The sequence below is a fragment of the Pseudomonas sp. Pse1 genome, assembly GCF_024519635.1.
GTDB lineage: Bacteria > Pseudomonadota > Gammaproteobacteria > Pseudomonadales > Pseudomonadaceae > Aquipseudomonas.
In genome coordinates this window covers 13,484-28,375 of sequence record NZ_JALJRO010000007.1, presented here as the reverse complement: position 1 = coordinate 28,375, position 14,892 = coordinate 13,484, and the positions used below count along the sequence as shown (strand labels likewise).

At 65.5% G+C, this 14,892-nt stretch carries 11 protein-coding genes; 6 read left to right on the top strand and 5 right to left on the bottom strand.

The genetic code is table 11. From position 1 onward, the window contains the following. Window positions 1-7 precede the first annotated feature (7 nt). From NR126_RS12415 to NR126_RS12395, 5 genes are all read right to left on the bottom strand, one after another. A complete protein-coding gene (locus NR126_RS12415; RefSeq protein WP_027616281.1) occupies window positions 8-1,066 on the bottom strand; it encodes an ABC transporter permease in 1,059 nt (352 codons plus the stop codon). Then, window positions 1,059-2,624, bottom strand: a complete 1,566-nt coding sequence (locus NR126_RS12410; protein ID WP_256830322.1) for an ABC transporter substrate-binding protein — start codon at window positions 2,622-2,624, stop codon at window positions 1,059-1,061. The genes NR126_RS12415 and NR126_RS12410 overlap by 8 nt, the downstream gene beginning before the upstream one ends. 11 nt (window positions 2,625-2,635) lie before the next feature. Continuing rightward, complete coding sequence (locus tag NR126_RS12405; protein ID WP_105754633.1) at window positions 2,636-3,829, bottom strand: LLM class flavin-dependent oxidoreductase; 1,194 nt, start codon at window positions 3,827-3,829, stop codon at window positions 2,636-2,638. A 294-nt stretch (window positions 3,830-4,123) separates the two neighbouring features. Further along, a complete protein-coding gene (locus NR126_RS12400) occupies window positions 4,124-4,855 on the bottom strand; it encodes a class II aldolase/adducin family protein (RefSeq protein ID WP_256830321.1) in 732 nt (243 codons plus the stop codon). 15 nt (window positions 4,856-4,870) lie between these two features. Beyond that, complete coding sequence (locus NR126_RS12395; RefSeq protein ID WP_027616277.1) at window positions 4,871-5,926, bottom strand: ABC transporter substrate-binding protein; 1,056 nt, start codon at window positions 5,924-5,926, stop codon at window positions 4,871-4,873. 340 nt (window positions 5,927-6,266) lie between these two features. Here NR126_RS12395 and NR126_RS12390 point away from each other — a divergent pair, with 340 nt between their 5' ends. From NR126_RS12390 to NR126_RS12365, 6 genes are all read left to right on the top strand, one after another. Next, the gene (locus NR126_RS12390) at window positions 6,267-7,508 is read left to right on the top strand and encodes an acyl-CoA dehydrogenase family protein (protein ID WP_105754635.1); all 1,242 of its coding nucleotides are present in this window, start codon (window positions 6,267-6,269) and stop codon (window positions 7,506-7,508) included. A gap of 206 nt (window positions 7,509-7,714) precedes the next feature. Further along, window positions 7,715-9,496: an ABC transporter ATP-binding protein gene (locus NR126_RS12385; RefSeq protein WP_105754636.1), complete on the top strand. Its 1,782-nt coding sequence runs from the start codon at window positions 7,715-7,717 to the stop codon at window positions 9,494-9,496. Further along, window positions 9,489-11,342, top strand: a complete 1,854-nt coding sequence (locus tag NR126_RS12380; protein WP_256830320.1) for an ABC transporter ATP-binding protein — start codon at window positions 9,489-9,491, stop codon at window positions 11,340-11,342. Before NR126_RS12385 ends, NR126_RS12380 begins: the two co-directional genes overlap by 8 nt. 182 nt (window positions 11,343-11,524) lie before the next feature. After that, on the top strand, window positions 11,525-12,688 hold the full coding sequence (locus NR126_RS12375; RefSeq protein ID WP_256830319.1) for an LLM class flavin-dependent oxidoreductase: 1,164 nt from the start codon (window positions 11,525-11,527) through the stop codon (window positions 12,686-12,688). Continuing rightward, on the top strand, window positions 12,685-13,728 hold the full coding sequence (locus NR126_RS12370; RefSeq protein WP_105754638.1) for an ABC transporter substrate-binding protein: 1,044 nt from the start codon (window positions 12,685-12,687) through the stop codon (window positions 13,726-13,728). Before NR126_RS12375 ends, NR126_RS12370 begins: the two co-directional genes overlap by 4 nt. Window positions 13,729-13,815: 87 nt before the next feature. Next, window positions 13,816-14,874: an ABC transporter substrate-binding protein gene (locus NR126_RS12365; RefSeq protein ID WP_027616271.1), complete on the top strand. Its 1,059-nt coding sequence runs from the start codon at window positions 13,816-13,818 to the stop codon at window positions 14,872-14,874. Window positions 14,875-14,892: the final 18 nt, after the last annotated feature.

Sequence of the window (14,892 nt, the reverse complement as noted above, 5' to 3'; positions counted from 1 at the left end):
GCACCTCTCACGGAGCCTTGGGGGTGGAGCGCCGCCACCAGGGCAGAATGCCCCGGCGGTTGCGCTGGATCATGGTCACACGCCGCGCAGTGCGAAGTTTTGGCGTGAGCAGCACGGTCAGCAGGTCGGCCAGCAGATTGATCAACACCACACCCAGGGTAATGACCAGCACGATGGCTTGGACCATCGGCAGGTCGCGCATCTGGATCGCCGAATTGAGCGCGGTACCGATCCCCGGATAGCTGAAAATCACCTCCGCCAGCAGCGCCCCGCCGATCATCGTGCGCAGGGTCAGCGCCACGCCCTGGATCGCCGGCACCAGGGCATTGGGCAAGGTATGGCGCCAGACGATGCGCCACTCGGCAATCCCCCGGAGCCGGGCGGCGATCACATAGTCGGATTCCAGCGCCTCGATCATCGCCGCCCGCACCATGCGCGTCAGGTACGGCAGCGCCGACAGACTCAGGGCCAATATCGGCAGCACGAGGAACTGCAACTGGCGCCACAGCGAGGTGTCCGGGTCGATCAGCGAGACTGCCGGCAACACGTCCATGTGCGGCATGGAAAACAGCAGCACCAGGCCGATGGCGAGAAGAAACCCCGGGGTGGCCTTGAGGAAAATCAGCAGCGACAGGCACCAGCGGTCGAGGCGACTGTCGCGGCGCAGGGCCAGGGTCACCCCCAACAGCAACGCTAGCGGAACGACGACGACTATCACTCCCGCCAACAGCGCCAGGGTGTAGCCGAAGCGCCCAAACAACAGGCTGGCGACCGGCGCATTGGAATCCAGCGACACCCCCAGCTCGCCGCTCAATGCCTGGCCGAGCCAGCGCAGGTATTGCTCGAGGATCGGTCGATCCAGCCCCAATTGGCGTTGCAGGGTGAGGATGCTTTCCAGCGGCGCATCCGGGCCGAGGATCACCCGTGCCGGATCGGAAGGCAGCGCCTGGGTGGCGATGAACACCACCAGGCTGATCACCCAGGCGGTCAGCAGGCCGTAGCCGAGGCGACCCATGAACCAGGCCAGCCAGGCCGGGGTACGCGGTGTTTTGCAGGAGTCAGGCATGGTTCAACCACAGCTCGTCGAAGCGCCAGGAGGCGAAGGTGGTTTGCTCGGGGGTCAGGCCGCCGACCCGGGTCGAAGCAGCATCGAGCACGTCGTTGAAGCCCCAGATCAACAGCCCGCCACGCTCGTGCTGGATGCGCTGGGCTTCATGCACCAGCAACTTGCGCTGGGCCAGATCGGGCTGGGCCAGGGCCTGGGTATACAGGGCGCTGAAGCGCTCGTCGTGGAAATTGCTGCGGTTGTAAATCGCCTGTGGTGCGTCGTTGTGCAGGCCCGAAGCGAGGAAACCGCGAGCCGGGGTCGAGCCCGGCGACAGCAGCCAGTTTTCCCGCTGCGGACCGTTGAACACCGAGCCGTCGACCTGGGTCACCTTGATCTCGACCCCGGCTTTCTTCGCCTGCTGGGCGAACACCAGCGCCGCGTTGACACCCGGTCCAGGGGTGGTGGTCAGCTCGACCCGCAGGTCGTCCTGGCCAGCCTGGCGCAACAGCGAGCGCGCCTGCTCCAGGTCGTAGGGACGCTGGGCGATTTCGTGGTTGTAGGTCGGGTCGTGGGGCGAATACAGGTCGTTGGCGACCCGGCCGAAGCCATTGAGGCCACGACCCACCAGCTCCTGCCGATCCGCCAGCAGGCGAAAGGCCTGGCGCACCCGCACGTCCTGGAACGGCGCCTTGGCCAGGTTCAGGTTGAAGCCGGTGAAGGAGGTGCTGGGCGACACGTACAGCTTGAGCCGCGAGTCGGTCTTGAGCAGCGCGCTGTGTTCGGCCTGAACTCCGCTGGCAACGTCGATCTGCCCGGCGCGCAAGGCCGCCGAGCGTGAGACCTGATCCTTGAATTCGATGATTTCCAGCTCATCGGCATAGGGCTGGTTGGGCTTGTAGTAGTTCTCGAAACGGCTGTAGAGCGAGCGCTGGCCGGGGATGAAACTCTTGAGCTTGTAGGGCCCGGCGCCTACCGGGTTGGTGATGGGGTCGTAGTCAGTGGGCACGATCCCGCCGAAGCTGATCAGGGTTTCGTCCAGCGGGAAAAAGCTCTGGCCTTCCTTGAAGCGGATCTCGATGGTCCGCGCATCGAGCTTGCGCAGGGCATTGCGGTCGATGGCCCCGACCAGCCCGGCAAAGGGCGACGCCAGTTTCGGATCGGTCAGGCGCAGGATCGAAAACAGCATGTCGTCGGCGCCGATGCTTTTGCCGTGGTGAAACTCCAGGCCTGGTTTGATGCGGATGATCCAGGCACTGGCGTCGGCATTTGGCTCGGCGAATTCGGCGAGGGCCAGGCGGGTGCTGACGTCGCCGTTCCACTCCCAGAACTTACTGTACAGCGCCCAGCCACGAATGATCCCGCCGCCCACCGGCTTGTGCGCGTCGAGGTTGCCCGACTGGTCGCCGTCGATAATGCCGACCCGCAAGCGCCCGCCATAAGCCGGCGTGCTCGACGGCACCCGGGCCTCGCTGACGCGCTCATCGCAGCCGCTGAGCAGGCTGGCGCCCAACAGCAGGCCACCGCCGACCGCCAGGCTGTTGCCGAGAAACACCCGGCGGGAAAATTCATCATTCATGGCGTCTGTCCTTATGCCTGTTCGCGGAGGCGCTGGGCCGGCTGCGCGCTGACACCCAGGCGCGGCACGTCGAAGCCGTGGTCGAGGTCGAGCAGCGGAAACAGCAGGTCGGCGACCCGATGTGCTTCGTCGATCAGCGGGAAACCGGAGAGGATGAACGCCGAAGTGCCTTCGGCTTCGTACTCGCGAATGCGCTCGGCGACTTGCTCGGCGCTGCCCACCAGGTAGGTGCCGGCAGCCGGGCCCAGCAGGTTGAAGCCAAACAGGCTCGGGCCGAGCCAGACGTTGGGGTAGATCTCCAGGTCACGGGCCTTGGGCAGGCGCCCGGCGCGCACGGTGTCGAGGTTACGCTGGGTTTGCGGGTCGTCGCTTCGATAGCTGTCGAAGGTCTCGCCCGGCGGCAACTGTCGCTCGATGGCGGCGCGCGCGGTGTGCAGCGAGGTGCGCTGGAGGAGTTTTTCGGCGTGGGCCCAGGCTTCCTCTTCGGTCTCGCGGACGATGATCTGCAGGCGGGTGCCGAAGGTCAGCTCACGGCCGATCTTCGCCGCTTCGGCAGCGACCTTGCGGAATTTTTCGCCGAGTTTCGGCGGGGTGTTGGCGAAGCTCAGGTAGACGTCGAGCAATTGCACCGAATGGGCCACGCCGGGGCCGGAGGTGCCGGCGCCCCACAGCGCAATGCCGGGCTTCTGCTTGGGCGGATGCCAGCCACCCAGCGGATGCTGCGCGGCAGCTGGCGAACGGGGTGCGAGCTTGACGTACTGACCGTCGTAGCCAGCGGTTTCGCCGGCATAGAAACCCTGGAAGGCGCGCCAGTACTCGAGGCTGAAGTCGTAGCGTTCATCGTGGGGATAGTGCACGCCCAAGGTCGCGAGGCCGGCGTCGTTGCCGTTGACCACGTTGAACAGCAGGCGGCCATTGGAGAACTGGTCGAAGGTCAGCGCCCACTTGGCCAATACCGCCGGCGACAGCTCACCCGGATGCTGTGCCACCAGGAAGCGCAGGCGCTGGGTGGCATCGATCAACGCGGCAGATACCGCCAGGCTTTCATTGGGGCTGGAGCCCAGCAGCGAACCGTAGTAGCCGAGGCGATCACTGGCAACGGCGAGTTGCTTGAGGTGCTCGAAATCGGTCGTCCAACGGCCTTCGGGCTCCCACGGATAAGGGCCGTCGGGGGTGGTGAGGTACCAGAGAATCTTTACTGCCATGGGGTGGGTTCCTTGTTCAAAAATTCAAATGCAGTGCATGGCCTGTGGGAGGTGCAATGCAGGACCTGTAGGAGCTAGCCTGCTAGCGATGCGGCCATCAGCAACACCGCATCAACTTCATCGCCAGCAGGCTGGCTCCTACAGGTTTTGCGTCGGTCACAAATGCTGTGAAGCTTGCAAAACTCTGTGGGAGCTGCCCGGGCGGCGCTCCGCTGCTAGCGAAGCAGCCACCGCGGTGTTTCAGGTACACCGCCATCGCGGGCAAGCCCGCTCCCACAGTGGGGATGGGTGAGATCAGTCCCGCCGATCAATCGCCGGCACCAACCCCAACTCCGTGGCCCGCTCAAACAACCCACTCATCTTCCACTGCTGAGTCAACACTCCCGGCCCATAGGCCCGCGATCCACCCAGGGCATCCGCCAGCAATTGCAATTGCGCGCCCTCCTCCAGCAACAGGATGAATTCCGCGGTGGCTCGCAGCCCCTGCTTACCCCATACCGTAGAGCCGCCGTTGGCTTCGAGGATTGCCAGGTTGAACGGGTTCTCGGCGATCTTGTCGAGGATGAAATCGACTTCCGCCTGGCGCCGGTCGATGTACACCGGCAGCTCCCGCGCCAACTGGTAACGCTGCACCGGCACGTAATGGAACGGCAGGGTGCGGTGGGTCTGAGCCCAGGCGCCGAGGTACGGCGAATGCACGTGGGACACGGTGGTGATGTCCGGGTGGGTCTGGAACAGTTTGGTGTAGCGGCCCTGGCCGCCCTTGCCCTTGCCGTAGATCACCTTGCCGGCGAAGTCGGTGACCGTCGCCTGCAGCGGCTTGCGGTAGTTCCACGGGCCGCCGTAGTTGATCGACACCAGCAACTCCTCACCCGGCACTCGCTCGATAAAGCCCACCGTACCGTTGGCGGTGATGGTGTTGGTTTCGCGGAACACCGTGAACGCCTCTTCGGCCTCCAGCAGTACCTGGTCGATGAAGGCCTGCAGTTGTTCGCTGATCAGTTGTTCGTGAATGAGCACGGTCATGGGGGTTCTCCAGGTTCAGGCGCGGCGCTTGGCCAACAGTTCATGGGCGGCTTGCAATGGGCGCGGGTCGACCCAGTCGGCGATGTTGAAATCGCCTTCGAGGAAGCCGTGCAGGTAGAGGAAATCTTTCTGGATGCCGAGAAATTCCAGGCGCTGCGCCGACAGGTCCGGCGCCAGGGTGGTGTGGAAATCGCCGCGATAGGCCTCGGCGACACCAGCGCTGCCGGCGCGGGTTTCTTCTTCAAGGATCTGGTTCAGCGCCTCGCGGTTGTTCGCGGCCCAGTCAGCGGCACCGAGGGTTTGCGCGAGGAAGCGCACCACCAGGTCGAAGTGATTGTCGAGCAGGCTCTGGTGCACGGTGATCGGCCGTGGCGTGCCGTTATTGACCCGATAGCGCGGGTCTTCGATCAGGTCCAGGTCGATGCCCACCACCAGGCCCAGGCGCCGCGCGGCGTCGGCGGCGGAAGCGCCCTTGACGTAGACCGCATCGACTTCGCCGCGCACCAGGTAATCCAGGCCCGACCACAGGCGCTGCAAACCTTCGTTGGGATTATTCGCCGCCTGCTGGTCCTGCAACGCCACTTCCACCAGTTGCACGTCGTCGAACCCCAGCCCGGCCAGGCTCAAGGCGCCCTTGTAGCCGTGCAGACTCATGGCTCGGGCGATGCTCCCAGGACGACTGTCGCCCCAGGCCGGCAACGCCAGGCGCTTGCCCTTCAGGTCGGCGGCGCTGCGGATGCCGGAGTCCGGACGCACGAGGATGGTTTGCCACTCCTCGATCCAGGTCAGGCCAATCAAACGGCTCGGCGCACCGGCGGCGCGGGCTGCCAGGGCCGGCACATTTCCGCCCTCGCGAAACAGCCCGGGCAACTGGTGATCGTAATGGTGGTGACCCAATTGCCGGGCCTCCTGCAGGGTCGAGACCGGCAGGCCATCGGCGGCGAATTCGTCCGCCAGCCAGCCGAGTTTGTAGGCGATGCCGGAAGCGGTCGGCACCGGGCAACGGGTGAACCAGATCCGCTCGAGTTCAGCTTCGACAAGCGGTTGGGTGGTTTGGGCAGCAAGCGTCATGGGCAGCTCCAGCGGGTTGGGCAAGACAGTTGCCAAGCCCATTGCAGCGCCCGTGCCAACCGCGCAAAGCCAGGGATTACGGGGCCTGCAGCGGCGCACCCGAAAATCGCCCGCGGACAATTGCTGACCTGCCAGCAGCTTTGCGCAGGCGCTGCTGCTGGCCCAGCAATACAGCACCGCGCATTGCTGCCCCAGCAGCAGCCCGTGCCCCGACACCCCGCCCAACCCCGCGCCCGGCCTGGCCTCGCCGACCTTGGCGCACTCCTTGCTCAAGACCCCTTCACCCCCGGTGCGCCGCAGACCCGCGCCCGGCCCGATTGTCCTTTTCCGAGGTAGCACCATGAGCACCCTTGAACACCTTCCCGCCCATCCCGTCCGTGTGCTGCGCAGCGAGGAGGAAGCCATTGCCGCCGCCCGCGAGATTGCCCTGGAGATCGCCGAGATTGCCGCCGACCCCAGGCACAACCACCAACTGCCTCGGCGTCAGGCGCAGCTGTTGTCGGAGAGCGGCCTGACCGCCATCGGCGTGCCCAAGGCCTTCGGCGGCCTCGGTGCGTCGGTACAGACCATCGTCGAAACCGTGCGCCTGATCTCGGTGGCCGATGGCGGCGTAGGCCAGTTGCTGCAGATCCACAACGTGATGCTGCGGGGAATTTTCAGCGGCTACCCGGACGAGGTGCGTGACCAACTGATCGGCGATGTGCTGGCCGGCAAGCGTTTCGGCAACGCCCTGGCGGAGGTCGGCGGCAAGAATAAGTTCGCCCTGAAGACCCGGGTCGAACGTCGCGCCGACGGCAAGCTGATCCTCAATGGCAGCAAGTTCTACTCCACCGGTTCGTACCTGGCCGAATGGATTTCCCTGACCGCGGCGTCCGATGATGGCGGTGCCGGGGTGCTGCTCAATCGCAACACCCCGGGCCTGACCCTGGTGGACGACTGGGAGGCGTTCGGGCAGAACAACTCGGTCAGCGGCACGGTGATTTTCGACAACATTGAGCTCGACGAGCGTTTCGTCTCCCAGCGTAAAGGACCGATGAAACGCACCGGCCTGACCTTCCCGCAGATTCTCCATGCCGCCATCGACACCGGCATCGCCGCCGGCGCGCTGGGAGCGGCGGTCGACTACCTCAAGCAGCACGCCCGGCCCTGGGTGGAAAGCGGTGTCGAGCGCGCCAATGAGGAACCGCACATCATCAAGCAGATTGGCGAATACGCGGTGGCGCTGCGGGCGGCCGAGTCGCTGTTGCGCGACGCCGCACGGGTGTTTGACCAGCATGAGCTGGACCCGGACAACAAGGCGCTGCAGGACGAATTGATTCTTTCGGTGGCCACTGCCCGAGCCCACTCAGACGGCGCCTCGTTGAAGATCTCCAGCGATATTTTTTCCCTGCTCGGTGCCAGTTCCTCCCTGAGCAAATGGAACCTCGACCGCTTCTGGCGCAACGCCCGGGTGCACACCACCCACGACCCGATCCGCTGGCGCCTGCATCACGTCGGCAACTATTACCTCAATGATGTGGACCCGGGGGAGTACACGGCGATTCTCAATGCCAAGGAAAAACAGGGGGCAACTCGGGGCTGACGGCGTACCAGAACCACCTCGGTGACACCTGACCCTGTAGGAGCCGGCTTGCCGGCGAAGGCGTCCTTGAAAACGCCAGAAGCTTCGCTGCGATGCGGCGTCCCGACAAGCCAGCTCCTACAGAGACCTGGGTCAGCCACAACATTCGGGGCACCCGCAGATTGTCGATGTGAATCGCCTCCCCCACCCCCCAACCGAGTCCTTCAATGATTGAAAAACACCCCCTTCTGCGCTGCCTGGCGATCTACCGGGAGATGCCCTGGCGCTTTGCCCTGGTGGCGGCGCTGTATATCGCGATCAACCTAGGGCTGGTCTGGCAGCAATGGCTGATCGGCCATGCGGTCAACGACGTCAGTGCCGGCCGCGCCGTGGTGCGCCAGGCTGACGGCAGTCTGGATGCCGGCCTCGGCTGGTACTGGCTGTGGCTGATGCTCGCCGTGGCGCTGGGCCGTGGCGTACTGCAATACGCTGCCAGCGTGCTGTCGCTGGTGCTCAGCCAGGAACTGCTGACCCGCCTGCGCGAACGCATCCTGCAGCAGGTGCAGCACCTGCACCTGGGTTATCACTGGCAACACGGCATGGGCGAGATGATCACCCGCACCACCCGCGATGCCGACAAGGTCCGCGACGCGCTGATCAGCTTCTGGCGCCAACTGGTGGAAACCCCGCTGGTGGTGCTCGCCACCGTCGGCCTGCTGGGCTGGTACCACCCGCTACTGGGGCTGGTGCCGTTGCTGCTGACGGTGCTCGGCCTGTGGATTTTCGTGCGCCAGACCGAACGCCTGGTCAGCCTTGATCGAGCCGTCGGCGCCGCCTACGACCGGGTCAACCAGGACCTCAGCGAAGGCATCGGCGGCGTGCGGGTGATCAAGTCATTCAGCCTCGAGCACAGCCGCATTCAGCGCTTTGCCGCGCAGGTGGCGGTGTTCGCCGACCACGCGCGCGCCGCCCTCGCCTACTCCAGTTCACGCATCCCGCTGCCGCAGGCGGTGGTCGCCCTCGGCCATGTGTGGATCCTGATCTACGGCGCCCATCTGGTCGCCAACGGGCAATTGGGCATCGGCGAACTGGTGACCTCGCTGCTCATCGCCACGACCCTGGTGTTTCGCATCGAAGGCATCGGCCGGGTGATGCAGACCTTTGCCGACGCGCGCTCCAGCGCCGAACGCATCTGGCACCTGCTGGATGAGCCAGCGGCCATCCGCAGTGCCCAGGCTCGGCTACCCGACACCCCGCTGGGACTCAAGCTGGAGCAGGTCAGCGTCAGCGCCCCGGGCGGCGGTCGGGCAATTCTCGAAGACTGTTCACTGACCTTGCAACCTGGTGAAATCGTCGCCTTGGTAGGCGCTACCGGCACCGGCAAAAGCCTGCTGGCCAGCCTGCTGCCGCGTCTTACCGAAGTCAGCGGCGGCCGCCTGCTGCTGGGTTCCGACAGCGCCGGCTGGCAGGACATCCGCGACCTCGACCTGGGCCAATTGCGCCGCCGGGTGCACGTGGTGCCCCAGGAGAGTTTCCTGTTCTCCGACACCCTGGCCGCCAACCTGCGCCTCACCGCGCCCGGCGCCAGCGACGAGCAACTGCGCCAGGGCCTGCGCCTGGCCGCTGCCGAAGACGTGCTGGAGCGCCTGCCCCAGGGCCTCGACACGCCGCTGGGTGACCGTGGCGTGACCCTCTCCGGCGGCCAGCGCCAGCGCCTGAGCCTGGCCCGGGCGCTGCTCGGCGAGCCGGACATCCTCTGCCTGGACGACGCCACCAGCGCCCTCGACGCCATCAGCGAGCGCCGGGTGCTGGACAACCTGCGCCAGCTACGCCGCGATCAGGGCCGGGCGACCAGCGTGCTGCTGATCTCCAGCAAACTCTCGACCATCCTCCTCGCCGACCGCGTGCTGCTGCTCAAGGACGGCCGCATCAGCGCCAGCGGTCGCCACGCCGAACTGCTGCGCACCCACCCCGACTACCGCGAACTGCTAGGGATCGACCATGGCTAATCCAATCGCCGGCAAAGCCTTGAGCGATATTGAAATCGAAGAAATGCTCGCGAAAAAAGCCCTCGACCGCAGCATGTTCAAGCGTCTGTTGCCGTTGCTGCGGCCGATTCGCGGGTCGATCGTCGCGGTGATCGGCATCGAGCTGCTGCTGGTGTTCACCGTCTTCCTGCGACCCTGGTTCGTCCGTGAACTGCTCGACCGAGGGCTGGTGGCCGAAGCCGATCACTGGCTGCTCGACGAGCGCCTGGTGCTGTGGCTCGGCCTCGGGCTGGCGGCCAGTTGGCTGGGGCGCTTCCTGTTGGCCGGGGTCTCGCAGTTCATGGCCGGCAGTGCCGCGATCCGCGTGCTCAACGCACTGCGGGTGCGCGTGTTTGCCCACGTGCAGAGCCTGAGCGTCAGCTACTTCGACAAAACCCGCGCCGGGCGGATCATTTCCCGCGCCGACCGCGACGTCGACAGCCTCGAACCGCTGCTGATCCAGGGCCCACCGGAACTGCTTGGAGCGCTGCTGCGCTGCGGGCTGGCAGCCGTGATGCTGTGGCGCATCGACCCGCGTTTCTTCCTCAGCCTGGCAGCGACCGTGCCCTTGCTGGCGCTGGCGACCTGGAGTTTCAAGCGAATTTCCCAGCGCAACTGGGCCAAGGTCGCGGAGAACCGCAGTCGTTTCACCGCCCACCTGGTGGAAAGCGTCAGCGGTGCGCGAATGCTCCAGCAATGCGCCCAGCAAGCGCCCAACCTCAAGCGCTACCGCCGGCTGCTGGAGGACTTCAACCAGGCGCTGATTCGCGGCAGCCTGCGTTCCAGCTGGTTCGCGCCCTTCACCGCGCTGCTCAGTTCCGCCGGCATGGCGGTGCTGTTGCTGGTCGGTGGCTATGGACTGGCGCAGGCCGAGGTCACGGTGGGACAGATCGCCGAAAGCCTGTTCTACGTGTTCCTGTTCCTCGGCCCGCTGCAGGAACTCTCGGACCTGTTCGAACGCTACGCCACCGGCTCGGCCTCGGCGCAGCGGATCTTCCTGCTGCTCGACACCCAGCCGCAAATCAATGACAGCCCCACCCCGCAAGCCCTGGGCCGGGCCCGGGGTGCGGTGAGTTTCGAGCAGGTGCGATTCGCCTATGACCCGCACAGCCCGACGCCGGTGATCGATCACCTGGATCTGCAGATCAATTCCGGCGAAGTGCTGGCGATTGTCGGTCCGTCCGGCCACGGCAAGAGCACCCTGGTGCAGTTGCTCACGCGGTTCTACGAGGCGCAATCCGGGGCGGTGAAGCTCGATGGCATCGACGTGCGCGATCTGAGCCAGCGTGATCTGCGGCGCAATGTCGGCGTGGTGCTGCAGGACAACGTGCTGTTCAGCGGCTCGATCCTCGACAACCTGCGCCTCGCCGCGCCGGAGGCCGACGATGCACGCTTGATCGCCGCCGCCCGCGAATTGGGGGCCGATGAGGTGCTGGAACGCTTGCCCCATCAGTACCGCACCGAGGTCGGGCCGCTGGGCGGGCACCTCAGTCATGGCCAGCGGCAACTGGTGTGCCTGGTCCGCGCCTATCTTGCCGATCCGGCGGTGCTGGTCCTCGATGAAGCCACCTCAGCGGTCGACATCCACACCGAGCGGCGCATCCAGCGCGCGTTCCGCCGCCTGTGCCAGGGCCGCACGGCAATCATCATCGCCCACCGCCTGGCGACCATCCGCGACGCTGATCGCATAGCGGTGATTCAGCGCGGACGCCTGGTGGAGCAAGGGCCGCACACGCAACTGATCGACCAGGGCGGTGCCTATGCCGCGCTGTACCAGACCTACCTGCGCAGCGCCGCCAGCGAGGATCAGGCTGTCGCCACTGCCTGAGCCTGTTGCAGCGCCAACAACCACTGCTGACGAGGTGCTGCTACAGACGCAGTGCCCCGTCCGCAGCGGCGCTGAAACCCGTAATAGAGCCTCCACGGCGCATGGCATGGCCGTTGCACTCTCCTTTCGCAAGGCGTGCGCGCAGCGATGCGGCACACGGTAATAGCGAATCAGGAGCAGCCATGACCACGGAATTTTTCTGGCGTCTGCCGCTGGGCACCGACGGCCCACAGTTGACCACCGACAAACACAATCGCGGCAATCCACAGTACCGCCCGGGGCATATTGCGCCGGGACGCCTGGCCAATGGTGAGCCGGACGACTTCACCTACATCGACTACATCGCCCAGGTGGCCAAGGCCGCCGAGCTGGCGGGCTTTGAAGGCGCTCTGCTGCCCACCGGCCCCGAGCCGTGGATGGTCGCCGCCGCCCTGGCCCGGGAGACCCGGCGCATCAAGTTTCTGATCGCCTTCCAGGCGACCTGGACCCTGCCGGCCTACGCCGCACAACAGGCGGCGATCCTCCAGCACCTTAGCCGTGGACGCCTGGACTGGAACATCATCACCGGCGGCAACCCGGCCAGCCAGCGCGCCAACGGCGACTTCCTCGAACATGACCTGCGCTACAAGCGCACCGGCGAATTCCTCGACATCATCGACGGCCTGTGGCGCAACGATCGTTTCTCCTACGAGGGCGATATCTACCAACTGGAAAACGGCGCCCTGCCCCACGGCCTGCACAACGAGCGCAAACCAGGGGTGTATTTCTCCGGTTTCTCCGATGCCGCACTGGACGTTGCCGCCCAACATGCCGACGTCTACCTGAACTGGGCCGAGCCGATCGACAAACTCAAGCCGCACATCGAGCGAGTGCGCGAGTTGGCCGACAAACAAGGGCGCACGGTGCGCTTCGGGCTGCGCGTCGATCTGTTCGCCCGGGAGACCGAAGAGCAGGCCTGGGCCGATTTGCGTCGCCAGTTCGACAAGCTCGAGGGCCAGAGCAGTGTGGTCGCGAAAAACTTCACCAGCGGTTCGGACTCGGTCGGGGGCGCGCGGCAAACCGCCTATCACCAGAACGTCGATCGCTTTGATGACCTGATCATCGGCCCCAACCTCTGGGCCGGTTTTGCCAAGGCCAAGCCGGGCCCGACCGTGGGCCTGGTGGGCAGTCACCAGAACATCGCCGAGCGCCTGGTGGAGTACCGCGACGCTGGCTTCTCGACCTTCATCCTCGCCGGCAACCCGCACCTGGAAGAGGCCCTGCGCATCGGTCAGGAAATCCTGCCGCTGGTGCACCAGCGCCCCGCCGCTGACCGCAAGGACACACTGATGGAGAAAGCTTCATGAGCCAAACACTCGACACCCTCTGGTACACCCGTTGCCCGGTGCCGACCGGGCTTGGCATCGCCGTGCAAAAAGGCTGGTTGCAGGACGCGGTCGGCGCCCTCGGCACCGGCGTGCAGTCGCTGCGCGAGTCCAGCGATAAAGCGGTGCGCGAATCGCACTTCGACCACACGCTGCGCAACTCGGTGCGCCACGGCGGCAGCATCCCGGCGATCTGGGCCCGCGCCCAGGGCCGGGAAACCCGAGTCATCGGCCTATCCTGGGCGGATGAAAGCCAGTTGATCCTGACCCGCCCCGACAGCGGCATCCACCGCGTCAAGGACCTCAAGGGCCGTACCTTCGGCCTGCCGGACTGGGCCGGCGCACAGATCGACTTCACCCGCGCCCAGGCCCTGCGCGGCCTGGAAAACGCCTTGAAGCTGGAGGGTCTGCAAGTGGGCGACCTGCAACTGGTGAACTTCCGCTACGGCGGCACCTTCAGCGACGGTCAGGTGCAGACGGTGAATGGCACGCCGGTCAGCCAGCAGCGGGTCGAAGGGCGCAACCTGGAATTGATCGGCCTGCTGCGCGGCGAGGTCGACGCGATCTTCCTCAAGGGGGCCAGCGCCGCGCAATATGCCCATGATTTCGGCTTGCGCACAGTGATCGACACCGGCGCCCATGCCGATCCGCTGATCCGCAGCAACAACGGCACGCCGCGCACCCTGGCGGTCGACCTGCATTTGCTGGAGCAGCATTTCGACGTCGCCAGCGGCATTCTCGATTCAGTGCTGCGCGCCGAGCAATGGGCCCACACCCACCCGGACGAGACCCGCCGCTACCTGGCGCGGGAAACCAACAGCAGCGAGTACTGGGTCAGCAGCGCCTACGGCGACGACGCCCACCTGCGCCTGCGCACCGCCCTCGACGAACAGGCCATCGGCGCCCTGCAGGATTTCACCCACTTCCTGCACCGCTGGCGCTTCATTCCCAAGACGTTCGACGTGCGTGAGTGGATCGATCCGCGGCCGTTGGCGGCATTGGACCGGGCGCTGGCCGGATAACGCCCCCCCTGTAGGAGCTGGCTTGCCAGCGCCTACAAGGCCCGTGTCAGCCCATTCAGGCTCAACCCATTCAACCGAAGAATCCCCATGAGCAAACCACTCGATACCCTTTGGTACACCCACAGCCCAGTCCCCACCGGCCTCGGCATTGCCGTGCAATCCGGCCGCCTGGCCGAGGCGTTCCTGCCGTTTGGCACTAACATCCAATCCTTGCGTGAATCCAGCGAACGGGAAGTTCGTGAAGCGCACTATGACCATCACCTGAAGAACTCAGTGCGCCACGGCGGCAATATTCCGGCGATCTGGGCCTACGCCAGCGGCGTGCAGACCCGGGTCGTCGGCTTGTCCTGGAGCGACGAAGTGCAACTGATCCTGACCACCGCCGAAAGCGGGATCAAGACCGTGCGTGACCTGAAGAACCGACGGTTCGGCATTCCGAAATGGGCCAACGTGCAGATCGATTTCACCCGCGCCCAGGCCCTGCGCGGCCTGGAAAATGCGCTCAAGCTCGAAGGCCTCGACGTCAGTGATGTCGAGCTGGTGGACTACCCCTACGGCGGCACCTACAGCGACGACCAGAAGCAGCATGTCTACGGCTCGGAAGTCAGCCTCGGCACCAGCCGTTTCAGCCGTCGCAACAATGAGTTGATCGGCCTGCTGCGCGGCGACATCGACGCGATCTTCCTCAAAGGCGCCCACGCCGTGCACCTGGCCGACGAGTTCGGCCTGCGGGTGGTGATTGATACCGGCTCCCACCCTGATCCGCTGATCCGCTCGAACAACGGCACGCCGCGCACCCTGACCCTCGACACCCACCTGTTGCACGAGCATTTCGATGCCAGCGTGACGATTGTCGACACCGTGCTGCGCACCGAACAGTGGGCCTGGGCCAACCCCGACGAGACCCGGCGCTTTCTTGCCCGCGAGTTGAACACCAGCGAATATTGGGTCGCAGCCGCCTATGGCGAAGACGCTCATCGCCGCCTGCGCACCACCCTGGATGCGCGCTCGATCGCCGCGCTGCAGGATTTCACCGACTTCCTCCACCGCTGGAATTTCATCCCGCGGCGCTTCGATGTGCGTGACTGGATCGATTTCAGTGTGCTGGAGAAAGTCATCGGCTCGACTTCGCGGCTGGCGGTTTGAGGAGCGGCGGCTGCACTT